At 55.8% G+C, this 17,572-nt stretch carries 16 protein-coding genes; 9 read left to right on the forward strand and 7 right to left on the reverse strand.

Annotated elements, in window-relative coordinates; all coding sequences use genetic code 11:
- The first annotated feature begins 4 nt into the window (after positions 1–4).
- Positions 5–838, forward strand: coding sequence for a helix-turn-helix transcriptional regulator (locus BBB56_RS19830; RefSeq protein ID WP_123802646.1), 834 nt, complete (start codon positions 5–7; stop codon positions 836–838).
- A 13-nt stretch (positions 839–851) separates the two neighbouring features.
- On the opposite strand, the gene BBB56_RS19835 is transcribed toward BBB56_RS19830, so the two are convergent.
- The 6 genes from BBB56_RS19835 to otnK all read right to left on the reverse strand — a co-directional run bounded on the left by BBB56_RS19835 (position 852) and on the right by otnK (position 6,603).
- Positions 852–1,415, reverse strand: coding sequence for a YbhB/YbcL family Raf kinase inhibitor-like protein (locus BBB56_RS19835; protein ID WP_123802647.1), 564 nt, complete (start codon positions 1,413–1,415; stop codon positions 852–854).
- Positions 1,416–2,278: 863 nt separating this feature from the next.
- Entirely contained in the window at positions 2,279–2,536 is a 258-nt protein-coding gene (locus tag BBB56_RS19840; RefSeq protein WP_123802648.1) for a hypothetical protein, read from the reverse strand.
- Positions 2,537–2,588: 52 nt separating this feature from the next.
- Positions 2,589–3,329, reverse strand: coding sequence for a DeoR/GlpR family DNA-binding transcription regulator (locus BBB56_RS19845; RefSeq protein WP_123802649.1), 741 nt, complete (start codon positions 3,327–3,329; stop codon positions 2,589–2,591).
- Positions 3,330–3,333: 4 nt separating this feature from the next.
- The gene (locus BBB56_RS19850) at positions 3,334–4,635 is read right to left on the reverse strand and encodes an SLC13 family permease (protein WP_123802650.1); all 1,302 of its coding nucleotides are present in this window, start codon (positions 4,633–4,635) and stop codon (positions 3,334–3,336) included.
- A gap of 77 nt (positions 4,636–4,712) precedes the next feature.
- Positions 4,713–5,351, reverse strand: coding sequence for a 3-oxo-tetronate 4-phosphate decarboxylase (otnC, locus tag BBB56_RS19855; RefSeq protein ID WP_123802651.1), 639 nt, complete (start codon positions 5,349–5,351; stop codon positions 4,713–4,715).
- Positions 5,344–6,603, reverse strand: a complete 1,260-nt coding sequence (gene otnK, locus BBB56_RS19860) for a 3-oxo-tetronate kinase (protein WP_123802652.1) — start codon at positions 6,601–6,603, stop codon at positions 5,344–5,346. Before otnK ends, otnC begins: the two co-directional genes overlap by 8 nt.
- A gap of 325 nt (positions 6,604–6,928) precedes the next feature.
- Between otnK and BBB56_RS19865 the strand changes: the two genes are divergently transcribed.
- The 7 genes from BBB56_RS19865 (at position 6,929) to BBB56_RS19895 (ending at position 15,405) form a co-directional block, all read left to right on the forward strand.
- Positions 6,929–7,999 carry an isocitrate/isopropylmalate dehydrogenase family protein gene (locus tag BBB56_RS19865; RefSeq protein WP_123802653.1) on the forward strand — a complete coding sequence of 357 codons (1,071 nt, stop codon included), beginning with the start codon at positions 6,929–6,931 and terminating at the stop codon, positions 7,997–7,999.
- Positions 8,000–8,053: 54 nt separating this feature from the next.
- Positions 8,054–8,707: an arylsulfatase gene (locus tag BBB56_RS19870; RefSeq protein WP_123802654.1), complete on the forward strand. Its 654-nt coding sequence runs from the start codon at positions 8,054–8,056 to the stop codon at positions 8,705–8,707.
- Between the two features lie 32 nt (positions 8,708–8,739).
- Complete coding sequence (locus tag BBB56_RS19875) at positions 8,740–9,615, forward strand: amidohydrolase family protein (protein WP_123802655.1); 876 nt, start codon at positions 8,740–8,742, stop codon at positions 9,613–9,615.
- A 25-nt stretch (positions 9,616–9,640) separates the two neighbouring features.
- Entirely contained in the window at positions 9,641–11,026 is a 1,386-nt protein-coding gene (locus BBB56_RS19880) for an MFS transporter (protein WP_123802656.1), read from the forward strand.
- Positions 11,010–11,693 (forward strand): transporter substrate-binding domain-containing protein, encoded by a 684-nt coding sequence (locus BBB56_RS19885; protein WP_123802657.1) that lies wholly within the window; start codon positions 11,010–11,012, stop codon positions 11,691–11,693. The genes BBB56_RS19880 and BBB56_RS19885 overlap by 17 nt, the downstream gene beginning before the upstream one ends.
- 125 nt (positions 11,694–11,818) lie before the next feature.
- Positions 11,819–14,467 carry an aconitate hydratase gene (locus BBB56_RS19890; protein WP_123802658.1) on the forward strand — a complete coding sequence of 883 codons (2,649 nt, stop codon included), beginning with the start codon at positions 11,819–11,821 and terminating at the stop codon, positions 14,465–14,467.
- A 2-nt stretch (positions 14,468–14,469) separates the two neighbouring features.
- Positions 14,470–15,405, forward strand: coding sequence for a LysR family transcriptional regulator (locus tag BBB56_RS19895; RefSeq protein ID WP_123802659.1), 936 nt, complete (start codon positions 14,470–14,472; stop codon positions 15,403–15,405).
- On the opposite strand, the gene BBB56_RS19900 is transcribed toward BBB56_RS19895, so the two are convergent.
- On the reverse strand, positions 15,392–16,498 hold the full coding sequence (locus BBB56_RS19900; protein WP_123802660.1) for a lactonase family protein: 1,107 nt from the start codon (positions 16,496–16,498) through the stop codon (positions 15,392–15,394). The two genes, BBB56_RS19895 and BBB56_RS19900, sit on opposite strands and share 14 nt — an antisense overlap.
- Before the next feature lie 312 nt (positions 16,499–16,810).
- Between BBB56_RS19900 and phbB the strand changes: the two genes are divergently transcribed.
- Positions 16,811–17,554: an acetoacetyl-CoA reductase gene (phbB, locus tag BBB56_RS19905; protein WP_123802661.1), complete on the forward strand. Its 744-nt coding sequence runs from the start codon at positions 16,811–16,813 to the stop codon at positions 17,552–17,554.
- Positions 17,555–17,572: the final 18 nt, after the last annotated feature.

Genomic DNA, 17,572 nt, shown 5'->3' on the forward strand with positions numbered 1-17,572 from the left:
CTGAATGGCTATAAGGAAAATTTTCACGCGTCATTCTCTGGGCAGCACAGCGAATGTGTGCCATAACCTGCGGCTTAAAGCGCGTAATATTACCGCTGAAGAACCTACCATTATTCTTGTGCACCAGGGCATTAAAAAAATATATTGTGCCGGTCAGGAAATCGTTGTACAGGCCGGTCAGTCCGTCGTTGTAGCTGAGGGGTATACGTTCGATGCGATCAATTTTCCTTCTGAAGAAACCCAAACTTATGAAGCAAGCTGGCTCAGTTTTTCATGCGATTTAATCCGCAATAACGTTACCGTCAATCCTGCTTCCAGAGTGGTGAAAGGTATTTGCGCACTACCAGAACCTACTGATAGTTTTTTTAGAGCGTTCAGCCACACTGTTGAGGCTGTTATAGATGAGGCGACAATACCTTTTAACGTAGCCCTTCAACGCATGCAAGAGATGCTAAGCTGGCTTGACGCATATGGAATGTTTTTTGGCCAGCAAACTCAGGGTGGATTGAAAAACAAAATACGGCGGTTGGTTTCAACCAACATTGCGTATGAGTGGAATGCTCACTATATCGCTAAAGAGTTTGGCTTATCCGAAGCTACACTGCGTCGTCGGTTGAGTGCTGAAAACACATCCTTTATACGGCTGGTTATCGATGTTCGAATGTGCCGGGCGCTGACTTTATTACAGGTGACCGATCTCCCCATTAATCTAATCGCATTAGAAGTAGGCTATCAAAACCCTTCTAAATTTTCAGCCAGATTCCGCGAACGTTTTGGTTTTAGTCCAGGACAGGTACGTACAGAAGGGCTAAGCAAAGATATTCACCGAATAACCTGACCTGGACAGGATTTTAACGACCTTGTGTAATATGGATCGTCGCTTCGCCCAATGAATTTGCTTTCGTCATAAAGCCTACCAGTGCCGGCGTAGCGTCAGCGGTGACACCCGGCAATGTGGCGACTTTCAGCGCGGTCAGGGTTACGACGTAGTGATGGGTCTGTCCTTCTGGTGGGCAAGGGCCGCCATAGCCCGGTACCCCGAAATCAGTACGTGTTTGCAGAGTACCTGAAGGCGCGCCTTTACTATTAGCGGCAAGACCCGCAGGCAGTGAAGTCGCAGACGCAGGAATATTTACGACCTGCCAGTGCACCCAGCCAAGGCCAGTGGGCGCATCACGATCGTAAATCTGCAACGCGAAGCTCTTTGTACCGTCAGGGGCGCCAGACCAGTTGAAAGAGGGCGAATGATTTTCACCGCTGCAACCAAAGCCATACGGCTGGCTTAAAAGCTGCGCATTTGGAAAGTTGCCGTTTGTCAACTCATGGCTTGAAAGGGTAAAGCCGGCCGCTACAACTGGCTGAGTTGCAAAAGCAAGACACAGCAACCCTGCTGCGGTTATAAATCTGTTAGTCATTTGATAGTTTCTCCTGTGTTATTTTTCACCAGAATAATGAATCCATTCCAAATATGCGCCTCTGAAACGGTCAGTTACTGCTCCAGTTCGCTCAATCGTTCTGTTAAGTGGAGACGTCGTTTGAAAGCAAGATGTCCATATAAAGCATAAACAGTGTTTTTATAAAATATCAGGGAAAATGCAGTAAGTATGCAGATACTATTCGAAGTAAAACAATAGCAAAATTTTTACTTGCCTGAATGCCAGTTGATTTTTGTTAATATTATTCTGGATGAGCAGCCCCTGTTGTTTATCCAATATAATGAAAAAGCTTAGTTTCACTTCTTTTGAGCGGCGCAAGCCGTAACCGGGAAATTACCCTGATATGGAACTATTACTCTGGCCTTTATAAATGATACGAAGTTATCCGCCCGGGATTATGAATAGCTTTCTTTTGGGCCAGACGAATCATCGGCCTTGCGTATATCGCTTAAGCTGAGCCAGCGATACTATCACACTAATTACCTTAAATTTAATTTATGCCTTTCCACATTTTTAATTAAACACTCTGCCGCACGCTTTATTGCTGACTTTGGTTTCGTCTATAGACACCATCCCGCGACCGTGTTAAATACCCAAACTTTTAATCACTGGATTTTTGATTTGCACCATATTTTTTTTGGCCTGACAGAGCAGCTTTTTATTGCATAGACTTCAATCTCAGGCATGCGGTTATCTTGATTATTTATCTACTGAACTATCGCGCGGAGTGGTTGCGAGCTCCGCTGCAAGCAGTACCATTCTGCCGATTTCAATCAGTTTACAGTTAGCGTCCGGCAAGCCACGAATTAATATGATCTTTATCTGCTCTGTTTCCAGTGTATTTATGAACTGATGCGATATAAAAGGGAAATAAACATGACTTCCTGCGACTGGATTGTGAACGACTCCGCGACAAAGTCGATGATGGCGTGGTCTTTAATCATCAGCACGTTATCTTTGAAGTTATGAAAGTCGAAGAGGATCCTGGCGTCATCGGGAAATTCAGTGTGGCCGGTGATAAAGGCGGCGGCACCAATAACAGTTATTACTAATGGCGTGGTGCGGGCACCGTGTGAATATGAGATGGATATAGCAGCCACGAGCTGGGCTTGAATTTAATGATACCTTCATTTGTTATTATTCAGAACTTTGTTAATCCCGCAGCGGATGAAATTTAAGGGGGTCAATGCGATCTTTAAGCACTAGTTCTGCGGCGGGATAATTGGTGATGACTACATCCGCTATACCGAGCGTATAAAGGTTAAACAGACCGCTTTGATCGTAGTACTTGCTGTCGGCAAGTAGCACCGTACGACGCGCCGCCCTGGTAAGCATTCGATACCAGCTTTGACGATGTTCGTCATGATGCCAGACGCCACGTTCGCTCCAGCTGTCAGGAGACAGAAAAAGCAACTCAAAGCTGAGAGAATTTAGCATCTCAAGCGCCAGCGATTTATGGCAAGTATTATCGCTGCGGTTGAGCTCGCCGCCGATAAAAAAAAGCTTCGCTGAGGTTTCACGCACGATGCCTTCAGCGATATGGAAATCATTGGTGACGGCAGTCATCTCCGATGTCCAGGGGATGAGCTGTGCCAGCTGGTGGCACAGTGTGCCGCTGTCGAGGAAGATGACCCGGCTCTGTTCAAGGTAGCTCAGCGCTGCCTTCAACAGCGGGTAATTCTCAGGCGTCTTATTTTGACTGCGCGTGACAGAAGCGAGCGATTTTACCCCGCCGCGTACGGCGATGAGTGCTCCAGTGGAGGAGAGTTTAGCGACGTCTCGGCGAATAGTCATTACCGAGACATGTAATCTATCCGCCAGCGCCTTTAGTTTTATAAAGGGCTCGTCTGCAAGCGCATTGAGAATTTGCTGATGCCGTTCTGTGGAAATCATTGCATCAAACCGGAACGATGCCTAAAGTCATCGCCGCGAGTAGCGCGCAGATGCTCAGGAACCATACCTTAATCATCGAGTGGCGAATATGCTCATCTACACGAAGATTAAGCAGGTTCAGACCAAGATGGGTCGCAGGGATCACCGGGCTTAATAACAAGCCAATCTGTTCGGTAATCAGCATGGCAATAGTTACGTGCAAAGGCGAGACGTTGAAATTCTGGCCAAGCCCTACCGCCAGCGGCAGCAGGGCAAAATAGAAGGCGTCCGAGCCGATTAATATCACCACCGGCACGCTAAAGGCCGCCAGAATAAGATAGAGATAAGGGCCGAGGCTGTCAGGAAATATCGCCGCCAGCTCATTGACCAGCACTTTGATAATGCCGGTATTTTGCAGTATGCCGACAAAGACGCCTATGGTGAGAAAAATGACGATAACCGGGAAGATAGTGATCGCATACTCTTTGATTTTCTGCTGCGCCTTTTTTGCGTCGGGATAATTAATCATGACCGCCAGCGCGAAGGCGATCATAAACAGGTAATTGCCTGCCACCCAGCCCACCACCAGCGTCACGATGGTGGCGATAACCAGCGCGAAGTTGAGTTTCAGCAGCCAGGGACGCGGATTCGCCTGCGGGTTCAGCATCTCCAGGCGCATCTGATGGAAGGCTTCGTGCGAGATCCCCGAGCCTTTGCGGTTCTCAACGCGCGCCATCCAGGCGCAGAGCAGGATGCCCAATACAAACAGCACCCCTTGCAGCGGCAGCAGCTGGTAATATACGGCAAGAATATCGAGATGGGTGACCGCGACGGCACGATTCAGGGAGCCGCCCCAGGGCGTGATGCCGGTGACGCCGACGCCGACGGTCACCAGCAGCAGCAGGGTTTTCCGGCTGATATTCATCTTCTCATAGATGGGCAGCAGCGCAGGCACGGTGACCAGCAACGTCGCGTAAGCGTTGCCGTCAAGGCTACAGACCGAGGCGATGACCAGCGTCGCCAGCAAAATGGAAAAGGTAGAAGGCGTAACAAAACGCAGAATAAAGCGCACAATTACGTCGAAAACGCCGACTTCTTTCATCAGGGTAAAGAACATCGCGCTGAAAGCCACCAGCGTGGCGGTGCCCACCACTGATTTCAGCCCCAGCGCAACATATTCTCCCAGTTCTTTAAAGCCAAACCCGCAAACCAGCGCTGCAAGGGTGGGCAGGATAATAAACAGCACGCCTGGCGGAAAACTGTTTTTAAGCAGGCACCAGGTCAGCACGATAAACATGACTATCCCGGTAATCAGCATGAGTGACATAGTAAAATTAGCTCTTTTTTATTTTGTAAAGGCACAGAAAATCCGGGTAATAAATTACCCGGTCGCGTAGCTCGCGCTTATTTCATATTAAAAAGGGTGTTCAGCTCGTCGACATTTTCTGGCGTCAGCGTATTCATGCCAAAGGGCTTGAGCATAAAATAGAGGCGGGCAGTTTCCTCTAACTCCTCGGCGTTAAATACCGCCTCGCGGATATCCTTGCCGGAAATAATCGGGCCGTGGTTAGCCAGCAACATGGAATTATGTTCAGCGGCGAGTTTCTCCACTTCCTGCGCAATAACCGGCGAGCCGGGGCGAATATAGCGGATTACCGGCAGCTTGCCGACGCGCATCACATAGTAAGGGGTAATCGGCGGCAGCGCATTGGCATAATCGAGATCGGGCAGACAGGAGAGTGCGGTGAGCCACGGCGAATGGAGATGCACAATGCCGCCGCACTGTGGGCGCTGGCGGTAGATGGCCAGGTGCATCAGGATCTCTTTCGACGCCTTTTGGCCCGACAGCAGTTCCCCTTCCATCGTGACTTTGCTCAGCGTGTCGGCATCCAGATCGCCAAAGCTGGAGTTAGTGGGCGTGGCCAGCACATTGCCGTCTGGCAGTTTCAGGCTGATATTGCCCGCGCCGCCGCTACTGTAGCCGCGTTGATACATTGAGCGGGCGTAGCGCACCAGGTCCTGGCGCAGTTGAGATTCACTCATGGAAAGACTCCTGTGCTTTCAGGAAAAAGTCGCTGTTGCCAAAGTTGCCGGATTTGAGGATCACCCATTTCTTTTCATCAAGAACCTGCGTCCAGGGTACGCCAGGCGCGACGGCGTCGCCGATTACCATGCCCCGAATATTCAGTCCCTGTGTGACGGCACCGGAGGTTTCGCCACCCGCGACAATAAATTTATTAAAACCCTGCTGGCTCAGCGTTTGCGCCAGCGCGGCGAAGAATCTTTCAATCTTTTCGCTTACCAGTGCGGCGCCGTACTTTTCCTGAATGAGCGCGATGAGCTGCGGCGGCTGTGTGGCATAGACCAGTGGGGCGAGGGCATCGTCGGCGTGCTGACGCACCCACTCCGCGACGACTGGCAGATACGCTGTATCATGAAGGATTTTTTCGACGTCCAGCGCCAGAGAGGAGGCTCGCTGCTGGTAGAAATCGACCTGCTGACGCGTCATCGAAGAGCAGCTGCCCGACAGCACCACGCTGTATCCCGCAGTGTCAATGGTCATGGTGCGGCGAGTGCCGCTCTGCTGCTGCGTATCGACCGCGGCGATAGCCCAGCCCAGCCCGGCGGCGCCCGTCACCAGCGGAAACGCGGCGGTGGCGCGCGCCATAGTCAGCAGATCGGCGTTATCAAGTACGTCGAAAATCACATAGCGAGCCTGACTCTGCTGCAGTGCTGCCAGCTGAGTCTGAATCTGATCCGGATGATTTTTTACCGTATCAAGGGTGATATTGCCGCACAGGCCAGCTGACTGCGCTTCCATCAGTTTTTTCAGTGACGATTCCGTCATCGGGGTGACCGGGTGATGCTGCATGCCGCTTTCGTTGAGCAACTCGCCTTTGACGAACAGGTGGCCGTGAACGATGGTGCGGCCGTTATCCGGTACCGCCGGACAAATCAGCGTCATCTCAGCCCTGAGATTTTTCATCAGCGCGTCGGTGACTGGCCCAATATTGCCCTGCGCGGTGGAATCGAATGTCGAACAGTATTTAAACAGCTGACGCTGGCAGCCCTGCGCCTTAAGCCAGTTGGAGGCAGCCAGCGACTGGCTTACCGCATCCTCTACCGCAATCGAGCGGCTCTTGAGCGCGATGACGATCGCGTCCACGCCTTCAGAGGAGAATGCCTCCCCGGGCACGCCGTTAAACAACACCACTTTCCAGCCGGCGTTCACCATAAAACTGGCGATATCCGTGGCGCCGGTAAAGTCATCGGCGATAACGCCTAACCTGATCATGCTTTTTCCCTTCGTGCTCAATGAATGGGCACATACTGCTTTTGTGTATTTATAAATGCAAAGATAATCCGTGTTAATTTGTGGATAAGATCACAAATTTAACCTCTAAAGCTTCGCTGTTACTATTTTGCAATGATTTGTAAAAACAAGAGACATAAGAGCTGCCCGGCAATTTATAAATTTTCATGCTACTAACTGACTGAAATCTAACAAACTTGCACAAATGTGATTTTTTTGTGTGATAAATGTGATCTCTGTCACCTTGCTATCAGTGCATTTATTGTTATAAAAATGCAATCGAAACTGACCCACTATTGGAGTGTATATGCGTATTCTGGTTCTGCCTTGTGACGGCATCGGTCCTGAAATCACCTCAGCTGCGGTAACCGTGCTGAACTCTCTGGACAAAGCCTATGGCCTGGGTTTTGAGTTTGACTATGAAGATGTCGGCTTCAAAAGCCTGGAGCTGCACGGCACCACGCTGCGTCAGGAGTCGCTGGAAAAAGCGAAAACCTACGACGGCATTATTCTCGGCACCCAGTCGCACGCCGACTATCCGGCGCCGGAAAAGGGCGGACGCAATGTCTCCGCCGGTTTCCGTATTGGCCTTGACCTCTACGCCAACGTGCGTCCGGCGCGTACCCGTCCGTTCCTGACCTCGAATATGAAAGAGGGCAAAACCATGGACCTGGTAATCATGCGTGAGGCGACCGAGGGCTTCTATCCCGATCGCAACATGACGCGTGGCTGGGGTGAAGTGATGCCTAGCCCGGACATGGCGCTCTCAACGCGTAAGATTACCCGCCACTGTTCTGAGCGTATCGCGCGCAAAGCCTTTGAGCTGGCGATGCAGCGTCGTAAAAAAGTCACTGCGATCCATAAAGCCAACAGCTTCCATATGACCGACGGCCTCTTCCTGGAAGCGGTGCGCGACGTCGCCAGAGAGTTCCCGGAAGTGGAGCTGGACGATCTGCTGGTTGACGCCTCAACCGCGCACCTGGTGCGTAACCCGGAGCGTTTCGACGTGCTGGTCGCTACCAACTTCTACGGCGACATCATCAGCGACCTGGCGAGCGAGCTGTCAGGTAGCCTGGGTCTGGCAGGCTCTATCATGGCCAGCGACACCCACTGCTGCGCGCAGGCACAGCACGGTTCCGCGCCGGATATCCAGAATCAGGACAAGGCTAATCCGGTCTCAATGATCCTGTCGGCGGCGATGATGCTGGCGTGGTATGCAGAAAAGCATAACCAGCCGACGTTCCTGAAAGCGGCGCAGGAGATTAACCGCGCCGTCGACGAAGTGTTGGAAAATCCCGAAACGCGCACGCCGGATCTGGGCGGACGCTGTGGTACCAAGGCCTTTGCCGAGAAAGTGGCTGCGGCTATCCGCGCATAATGGCTGACATGAGGCTGCCGTCATCAACGGCAGCCTGTTTTCATGGAGACAATGATGAGCCAACGCATTGTGCTTATCCACGCCACGCCGCTGGCGGTTGCACCTGTCAATGACACATTCGCACGTCAGTGGCCGGAAGCGGAGATTGCTAATCTGCTGGATGACTCGCTGAGCGGCGATCGCGGCAAAGTAACGGCCTTAACGCCTGAATTTTATCAGCGCATTGATGCGCTGGTAGGCTATGCGATTTCGATGAATGCTGCAGCAATCCTCTTTACCTGTTCGGCACTCGGCGAGGCAATTGACGCCAGCGCAGAGCGCTATGCGCTACCTATCCTCAAACCCAACGAGGCAATGTTTGAAACAGCGCTAGAGCAAGGCGACAACATTATTATGCTGGCCACTTTCGCGCCTGCCGTAGCGGGAATGGAAGCAGAGTTCCATCAGTTGGCTGCCGCTGACGGCTCGAAAGCAAGACTGACGACGCAGGTAGTGGCTGGAGCACGCGACGCTTTGAGTAGCGGCGACGTCGATTTACATAATCAGCTGGTGGTCGAGGCTGCGCGACAGAACCAGCATGCCGACGCTATTGTACTGGCCCATTTTTCCATGGAGGTCGCCTTTGAAGCGGTAAAAGCGGCCGTCACCTGTCCGGTATTAAGCAGCGCGCAATCGGCTGTTACAAAATTAAAACGTTTAATGAATTAATTTTCTTCTGACTGAAAATATAAAGGCTAGCCGTGAATAGTCGTTCAATGAAGGTCGAAGTGAAATATAGCCATATTTCATTTTCTTCAGACAGCGTATTGCCGAAAAATAGCTGCGACTGTCATCACCATATATTTGACCGGCGTTTCCCCTATGCGCCTGATGACCAGCGGAATTTACCGGAAGCGACGCTTGGGGACTATCTGCTGTTTAAGCAGCGGTTAGGTTTTCAGCGACATGTTCTGGTACAGCCCTCATCCTACGGTACCGATAACCGCTGTCTGCTGGCGGCGCTGGCGCAGGCGGGCGACCGCGCGCGCGGCGAAGCGGTGGTGACGGATAGGGTCAGCGATGCCGAGCTGGACGCGCTTGGTCAGGCGGGCGTCACAGGCGTGCGTTTCAATTTCGGCGCAGGCAGCGCCACCACACCAGAGATGATGCTGCCGCTGGCGAACCGGCTGGCGGAGCGCGGCTGGCATCTGCAGATCCACGCCTCCGCAGACCAGCTCTGGTCATTGCGTGCGCTTCTGTTAAAGCTGCCTGGCAATCTGGTGATCGACCATGTTTTCCGTCTGCCGCAGCCCGAACCGATGGCGCATCCGGCCTGGCGGCTGGCGTGGGAATTGATCAACCAGGGGCGCTGCTGGGTCAAGCTCTCCGGGCTTTACCACCAGTCGCAGCGCGACGACGTCTCGGATATGTCCGCCGTCGTAAAAAGCTTTTTACATGAAGCAACAGAACGCGTGTTGTGGGGCAGCGACTGGCCGCATCCCAGCCTGATAAGCGCGAATAAAAACATGCCAGACGATGCGTTAATTCTTTCGAAAATCTTCCACTGGGCAAGTAACGAACAGGTTCGGCACAAGTTATTTGTGGCAAATCCGGCTGAACTTTACCGATTTAATTAATCGAATGGCAGAAAAGGCCGAAATAATGGATACCTTACACTCCGCACCACGAAAAAATAAGCCGACGCATTATCGTTATATGATTTTGCTGATGGTGTTCCTCAGTATTGCGCTTAATCATGGCGATCGCGCTACTTTCTCTATCGCCGGAACGGATATGGTCAAAGCCGCCGGACTGGATATTGTCGCGCTGGGCTATCTGATCTCTACCTTTACCTGGGCTTACGTGCTGGGGCAATATCCCGGCGGCTGGCTGCTGGATCGCTTTGGCTCGAAAAAAGTGCTGGTCACCGGCGTTTTCGCCTGGTCATTTTTTGTTTTCCTGGTGGGGTTCAGTACCACTTTCGACAGCGTCTGGGTCACGCGCGTTATGATGTTCGGCTTTATCTTTATGATGGGGCTGATCGAGGCGCCGACGCTACCCGCCAACTCGCGCTTTCTCGCCGCATGGTTTCCGGCGCGCGAACGCGGTAAAGCCTCGGGATTTACCACCGCCGCGCAATATTTCGCGCTGGTGGTCTTCCTGCCGCTGATGGGCTGGTTCTCCTATACCTTCGGCTGGGAGTCGGTATTCTGGTTCATGGGCGGCATCGGCATCCTGATATCGCTGCTGATGAGCCGCGTGCTGGCGGACACGCCCAAAGTCCATCCGCTGGTCAACCAAGCCGAGCTGGAGTACATCCAGTCCGGCGGCGGGCTAACTAACCTTAAAACCGCGAAAAAAGGAGACGTCAGCGGCAGAGGCTACACCAAAAAATTGCTGACCAGCCGTCTGGCGCTGGGCGTCTATATGGGGCAGTTCTTTTTCACCGTGCTCTCCTACTTCTTCCTGACCTGGTTCCCGGTCTATCTGGTGCACGATCGCGGCATGACCATTCTGAAAGCGGGCTTTGTCGCCTCGCTTCCTGCGCTGTGCGGCTGTGCGGGCGCGCTGCTGGGCGGCGTGCTCTCCGACTTTATGCTACAACGCGGCTTTAGCCTGTCGGCTGCGCGCAAAACGCCGATCGTTATCGGCATGCTGCTGGCTGTCAGCATGGTGATCTGCAACTACGTCGACTCCGCCTGGATTGTGGTGGCGATCATGTCGCTCGCCTTTTTCGGCAAGGGATTCGGCGCCATGGGCTGGTGCGTGGTCTCCGACTTCTCACCAAAAGAGGCGGTAGGGCTGAGCGGCGGCCTGTTCAATATGATTGGCAATATCTCCGGGATCTTCACGCCGATTATCATCGCCTACATTATTAAGGATACCGGCTCCTTTAACGGCGCACTGATTTTTGTCGGCGTCTGCGCCTTCCTGAACCTCTGCTGCTATCTCTTTGTCGCCGGTAAAATCCAGCGGCTAAACTTCGAGACCAGCCAGCAGGATCCTAACGACCGCCTTCCGGAGGAGCCGCATGTCAGTCACCGCTGATTCAGAAATCCGTTTCGCCATTAACCTCGGCAACGCCGTTCTGGCCAACACCCTGCCAGACGGCGCACCAGGCGGTATTACCGTCGAGATCGCCTGTAAAATAGCGGCCGCGCTCGGCACTCAGCCGCGGTTCGTTACTTACCCCACCGCAGGAAAAGTGGTGGATGATGCGCAAAATAGCCGCTGGGATATCGCGTTTCTTGCCGTCGATGCCAAACGTGAAGAGGTGCTGCGCTTTACGCAGCCCTACATTCAAATTCAGGGCACGGTGCTGGTGAAAGCGGAGAGCAGCTGGAGGAGCGTTGACCAGATGGATCGGCCGGGCGTGGTCATCAACGTCGGCAAAGGCGCCGCCTACGATCTGCATCTGACGCGCCAGCTGCAGCACGCAACGCTGAACCGGCTCGACTCTTCCCAGGCGGCCATCGACGCGTTTCTGAGAGGAGAAGGGGATATGGCGGCCGGCATTCGCCAGCCGCTGGAACGCGCCGCCCGCGAACAGGCGGGCTATCGCGTCTTGCCGGACAACTTCGGCGCCATCAATCAGGCGATTTGCGTGCCGCGCCAGCAGCCGTCGCACTATGAAAAGCTCGTTGAGCTGCTGACCCAGTGGCAGCAGGACGGCAGCCTGCAGTCCATCATTAACCGCCATCTGGCTGACGCCTGAGTCGCCCGCAGAGCGTTCTCATTCTGAGAACGCTCTCTTATTCAAGGTTCAATTTTCAATCCCTTCCCGGCGTGGCACGTTATCCATCTGAGAACATAACAATGCTGTGATAGCGGAAGGTTTGTATGACATCGCCCTTATCTCTGGAACGCTCTACCCTGGTTATTGATGACCGGCAGTATCACTTTCTCGATCTGACCCGGCTGCTGCCGCTCGACCGGCTACAGCGGCTGCCGTTCAGCCTGCGCATTCTGCTGGAGAACGTCGCGCTGCGCTCGCCGCAGTCGCTGCCCCACTTTCTGCGTATGCTACAGGGCGAAGAGGCGGCTGGAGAGGTCGCGTTTTATCCCGACCGCCTGATGTTTCACGACACCACCTGCCTGCCTGCCCTGGCGGACTTTGCCGCGATGCGCGATCTCACCGCTGAACTCGGCGGCGATCCGCAGCGCATCAACCCGCATATCCCGGCGGTGCTGACCATCGATCACTCGGTGATTGTGGAAAGCTACGCCTCCGCCGACGCGCTGGAGCAGAACCTGCAGTTCGACTTTCGCCGCAACGCCGAACGCTACCGCTTTATTCGCTGGGCCGAGCAGAGTCTCGATAACTTCCGCGTGATCCCGCCAGGCACCGGTATCATTCACCTGATGAATCTGGAAGCGATCGCCGAAGTGGTCACGGTGGACGTGCGGGAAGAGGTGCCGCTGCTGCACGCCGACTGCATGGTGGCGACGGACAGCCATACGCCGATGATTAACGCACTGGGCATTCTGGGCTGGGGCGTAGGCGGACTGGAAGGTCAGGCGACGCTGGTCGGCGAACCGGTCACGTTGCGCTTTCCGGAAGTCATCGGCATTGCGCTGTCGGGCGCGCTGGCCGCTGACGTCGGCGACAGCGATCTGGCGCTGCACATCACCCGCCTCCTGCGCGAAAAAGGCGTGGTCGGCAAGTTTGTCGAGTTTACCGGCCCGTCGCTGCATCTGCTGCCGCTGGAGTCGCGCGCCACCATCGCCAATATGGCGCCTGAATATGGCGCCACAGTGGTGTTTTTCCCGTGGGACCAGCGCAGCGCCGACTACGTGCAGATGACCGGACGCAGCGAAGAGAAGCAGGCGATTATTCACGCCTATATGCAGCAGCAGCATCTCTGGCGCACGCCAGCGTCGCCGACCCCCGACTTCGCCCAGCTGATCGAACTCGATTTGGGCAGCGTTGAGCCATGCATGGCGGGACCAGTTAATCCCCATCAGCAGATCCCGCTAAGCCGCGCCGCCGACAGCTTTCGCGACAGCCTGACGGCGGAGACGCGCGCGCTGCGATGGCAGCATCAGGCCTATCCGCAGGCGATTGAGCAGGGCGCTATCGCCATCGCCGCCATTACCAGCTGCACCACCACCGCTAATCCCTGGCTGGTGATCCAGGCGGCGCTGTTCGCGCGCAACGCCGCGCGTTACGGCCTCAAGCCCAAACCCTGGGTGAAGACCTCATTCTCGCCGGGATCGCGCGCCGTCACAGATTATCTCAGCGCCTGCGGGCTGCTGGGCGAGCTGGAGAAGATCGGCTTCGACGTGACCGGCTACGGCTGCATGACCTGCATTGGCAGCTCCGGCGCGTTGCAGCCTGCTATGGAGACGCTGGTAAACGAGGGGTTGCAGGCGGTCTGCGTGCTGTCGGGCAACCGCAACTTTCCGCGCCGCGTCAATCCCAGCCTGGGGCACGGCTATCTTACCTCGCCGGCGCTGGTCATCGCCTGGGCGCTGGCGGGCCATATCTCGCACGATATGCTGAACGACGCGCTGGGCTACGACGCGCAGCGGCAGCCGATCCGCATGCGCGATTTGATGCCGACGCGCGAAGAGGTGGAAGAGTGGGTCGAGCGCGCCATAAAGCGGGAGTTTTACGTTAAACGTCGCGAGATTATCTGGCAGGGCACGCCGCACTGGCAGCAGATCGCCGCGCCGGGCAGCATGCACTATCCGTGGGAGGCGGGGTCGACCTATCTGCGTCGCCCCGGTTATCTGCAACGTCTGCCGCGCGATCCCGCTACGCCGCTTTCCCTGCACGATGCGCGCCCTTTTTTGTGGTTCGGCGACGATGTTACCACCGACCATATCTCGCCGGCCGGCGCCATCCCGCCCACCAGCCTGGCGGGGCAATGGCTGCTGGAACACCATGAGGATCCGCAGGATCTCAATCTCTACTCGACGCGGCGCAGCAATCATGAGGTGATGGTGCGCGGCGCCTTCACCAACAAGGCGCTGGCGAATCGCCTGCTGCCGCCGGAAAAGCGCGGCGGCGGCGGGTTCGCCTGGGATGCCGACCATCAGCAGATCCTGCCCGCTTATGAAGCGGCGCAAAGCTGGCTGGCGCGCGGCGTGCCGCTGGTGGTGTTCGCCGGCGAACGCTACGGCGCCGGCTCCAGCCGCGACTGGGCGGCGAAAGCGCAGGCGCTGATGGGCGTAAAGGCGGTGGTGGCCGAAAGCTTTGAGCGTATCCATCGCACCAACCTGATAGGCATGGGGATCCTGCCGCTGCACTTTGACGCGGGGGAGGCAGCGCGTCTGCCGGAGATGGACGGCAGCGAAGCGCTCGATGTTATCGGACTGGAAAATCTTCAGCCCGGCAGTACGCCGCTGCGATTGCGCATCCGCCGTCATGATATTCTGCTGGGTGATTTCGCGCTGACGGCGGTGATCGACTCGCAGCAGGAGCTTAACTATCTGCTGCACGGCGGCATCTTGCCCTTTGTTATTCAGCAAACCCTGAAAGGCTGACTATGCGTTACGATCTGGTCTCGTTATCTCTCTTTGTCGCCGTGGCGGAAACGCAAAACCTGACCCACGCCGCGCGGCGCAGGCATACCGCGGTCTCGGCGGTAAGCAAGCGCATCGCCGAGCTGGAGCAGCAGGTGGGCACTCAGCTGATGCTGCGCCTGCCGCGCGGCATCGAACTGACGCCGGCGGGCCATTCGCTGCTCTATCACGCGCGTCACATATTCCGCAATCTGGAGCAGATGGAAGAGGAGCTGAACGATTACGCCGCCGGGATCCGCGGGCATATCCGCATCTTCACCATTTCCGCGGCGCTGATGCACTTCCTGCCGCGCGCCATCAGCCAGTTTCTGACGCACTATCCGCAAACCGATATCGATATTGAAGAGCAGACCGGCGTCGGCGTGGTGCAGGGGCTGCTTGAAGGCAACGCCGATGTCGGCATTTTCTCCAGCTGGACGCCCGCGTCCGGCATTGACGTCTGGCCGTGGCAGCAGGATCAGCTCTCCGTGCTGGTGTGGCACGATCATCCGTTCGCATCGCGTGACGCGCTGCAATTGGCCGATCTGCTGGATGAGAAGATAGTGGGGCCGCACCGCGACAGCGCCGTCAGCCATATTCTGGAACGCGAGGCGCGCAGGCTGGGCAGAACGCTCAGCATTGGGCTGCGCGTCAGCAGCTTTGTCTCGATGGCGGAGCTGGTGAGCCAGCAGCTCGGCATCGCCATCCTGCCGGTGAATGAGATTGCGCCCGCCTCGCTGCACCGCGGCGTGCGGGCGATTCCGCTGGCGGAGCCCTGGGCGAAGCGGGAGCTGCTGGTGGGCGTTAAGGCGCATGCGCTGGCGTCGCCCTCGGTGAAAACCCTGATTGAAAGCCTGACCGCCGCCAACAGACGCGGTCAGGAGGAGCAGGGGGCAGGTAGCGTAGTTACACTGCGCTAGCGAAGCAGAGGCAGGTGGGGCTGGGCGAGGCGATCGTCTGGCCACGCCTGCGCAGCAGGCCGGTTTGCGCATCGACGTCAAACACCTCAATGGTGTCGGACTCCTCATTAGCGCTAAAGAAGCGGCGCCCGTCAGGGGAAAGCGTGGTAAAGCGGGGCGTTTTACCGCCGCACTCCACCCAGTCGATAACGCTGAGCGTGCCCTCCAGCGCATCCACTGCAAACACGCCGATGCTGTCATGACCGCGATTTGCCGCGTAGACAAAACGGCCGCCAGGATGCACCTCAATCTCGCTGGCGTCGCTGCGTGTTGAATAGCCCTCCGGCAGCGCGCTCAGCGTCTGTTTCAGCCTCAGCGCGCCGCGCCGGGCATCAACCTCCAGTACCGTCAGCGTGCTGCTTAGCTCGCTCAGGCCGTAAAGCCATTTTCCGCTGGGATGAAAGTCGACGTGGCGCGGCCAGCTGCCCGGCGCAAGCCTGATTTCATCCAGCAGGCGCGCTTCGCCTTCATACCAGCGATAAAGCCGGATCATATCGATGCCGTTGCCCGCTGCGCGTCCCTGTATCGGCACGGCGAACAGGTCGCTGCCGGGCGCAAAGACAATCTCATGCGGTCGAGAGAGGCTTTCCGGCGCCTCCAGCGTGGCGGGATGACCGGGAATGCGCGCCAGCGAGTGGGGCGGCTGCAACCCTTGTTGGTCAATGGCGAGCGCCGCGATATTACCCGCCTCATGGTTGGCGATCAGCAGATACTGACCATCAGGCGTCAACGCCGCACCGACCGGGTTGTTGCGCCGCTGTGGGTCGAGATCGGGATGGCAATGACGCGGACCGGTGGTCTGCTGCGTCAGCAGGCTCAGCAGGCCGCTCTCTGGATCGCGCTGCCATACGGCAACAGCATCACCGTCGCCGTGCAGCGCGTAAAGACGCTGGCGAAGCGGATCCAGCGTCAGCCATGACGGGTTCTCCTGCACCGATTTGACGCGCTGAATAAGCCGCCACTCGCCATCTGGCAGCACCTGATAGACCTCAATCCCTTTTCCACGTGCGCCGCGCCAGGCAGACGTTCGGCAACCCACATAGGCAAATGTCATGTTAATCTCCCGAATAAATGCATTTATATTAACATAAGTGCATTGATCGTCCTGTGACAAGCCTCACAGCACCCTCTGAATTTAGTAAATGCAGCGGTGCAATGACGCTTTCGAGCGCTGGTAAACGTGCCGGGTTTCTAAAAGCACTTTTGGAGGTCATATTGGATTATTGCATTTACATATCTTTAAAAGCATAAATTAGCCGATCCTGTTCACATTTTCGACGCAGGCAGATTGCAGAAAAAACGGGCACGCCGCTTACTGTTAATGCGAAGTGAACGAATGTTAAAAAATGCATCTGGGAGTAAGGGTATGACCCAACGTATCGCGTATGTCACCTCTGGAATGGGCAGTCTGGGCACGGCAATCTGCCGTCGGCTGGCTAAAGATGGATTCAAAGTCATCGCTGGCTGTGGTCCTGACTCAAAACGAAAACAGATCTGGCTGGATGATAATAAAAAACTCGGCTTCGATTTTATCGCCTCGGAAGGCAATGTCGCCGACTGGGATTCTACGGTGAAAACCTTTGAGAAGATCCGCCGGGAAATCGGCGAAGTGGACGTGCTAATTAATAATGCCGGCACCGCGCGCAATGCGCTGTTTCGCGATATGCAGCCGCAGGAGTGGCAGGCGGTGATCGATACCAATATGAACTCCCTGTTTAACGTCACCCGGCAGGTTATCGACGGCATGATGTCGCGCGGCTGGGGTCGCATTATCAATATCTCTTCGCTCAACGCGCAGATTGGCACGGTCGGACAGGTTAACTATTCGACGGCAAAATACGCGGTGCGCGGCTTTACCCGCGCGCTGGCGCGCGAGGTCTCCGCGCGCGGAGTCACCGTCAATACCGTGTCGCCTGGCTATCTCGCCACCAGCAAGCTCAAAACCGTCACGCCGGTGCAGGTGATCGACAAAATCGTGCAGGAAATTCCGGTGCGCCGGCTCGGTTCGCCGTCGGAAATCGCCTCAATCTGCGCCTGGCTCGCCTCGGATGAATCAGGATACGCCACCGGCGCGAATTTCTCCGTCAATGGCGGTATGCATATGAGTTAATTTTCCCGCGCTGTAAAA

This window comes from Candidatus Pantoea deserta (assembly GCF_003813865.1).
Classification (GTDB): Bacteria; Pseudomonadota; Gammaproteobacteria; order Enterobacterales; family Enterobacteriaceae; genus Pantoea; species Pantoea deserta.

What these genes read in the sequence shown, in the direction of transcription:
- BBB56_RS19830 (WP_123802646.1), top strand. Translation starts at nt 5, where the DNA reads ATGGCTATAAGGAAAATTTTCACGCGTCATTCTCTGGGCAGCACAGCG.
- BBB56_RS19835 (WP_123802647.1), bottom strand. Translation starts at nt 1,415, where the DNA reads ATGACTAACAGATTTATAACCGCAGCAGGGTTGCTGTGTCTTGCTTTT.
- BBB56_RS19845 (WP_123802649.1), bottom strand. Translation starts at nt 3,329, where the DNA reads ATGATTTCCACAGAACGGCATCAGCAAATTCTCAATGCGCTTGCAGAC.
- BBB56_RS19850 (WP_123802650.1), bottom strand. Translation starts at nt 4,635, where the DNA reads ATGTCACTCATGCTGATTACCGGGATAGTCATGTTTATCGTGCTGACC.
- otnC (WP_123802651.1), bottom strand. Translation starts at nt 5,351, where the DNA reads ATGAGTGAATCTCAACTGCGCCAGGACCTGGTGCGCTACGCCCGCTCA.
- otnK (WP_123802652.1), bottom strand. Translation starts at nt 6,603, where the DNA reads ATGATCAGGTTAGGCGTTATCGCCGATGACTTTACCGGCGCCACGGAT.
- BBB56_RS19865 (WP_123802653.1), top strand. Translation starts at nt 6,929, where the DNA reads ATGCGTATTCTGGTTCTGCCTTGTGACGGCATCGGTCCTGAAATCACC.
- BBB56_RS19870 (WP_123802654.1), top strand. Translation starts at nt 8,054, where the DNA reads ATGAGCCAACGCATTGTGCTTATCCACGCCACGCCGCTGGCGGTTGCA.
- BBB56_RS19880 (WP_123802656.1), top strand. Translation starts at nt 9,641, where the DNA reads ATGGATACCTTACACTCCGCACCACGAAAAAATAAGCCGACGCATTAT.
- BBB56_RS19885 (WP_123802657.1), top strand. Translation starts at nt 11,010, where the DNA reads ATGTCAGTCACCGCTGATTCAGAAATCCGTTTCGCCATTAACCTCGGC.
- BBB56_RS19890 (WP_123802658.1), top strand. Translation starts at nt 11,819, where the DNA reads ATGACATCGCCCTTATCTCTGGAACGCTCTACCCTGGTTATTGATGAC.
- BBB56_RS19895 (WP_123802659.1), top strand. Translation starts at nt 14,470, where the DNA reads ATGCGTTACGATCTGGTCTCGTTATCTCTCTTTGTCGCCGTGGCGGAA.
- BBB56_RS19900 (WP_123802660.1), bottom strand. Translation starts at nt 16,498, where the DNA reads ATGACATTTGCCTATGTGGGTTGCCGAACGTCTGCCTGGCGCGGCGCA.
- phbB (WP_123802661.1), top strand. Translation starts at nt 16,811, where the DNA reads ATGACCCAACGTATCGCGTATGTCACCTCTGGAATGGGCAGTCTGGGC.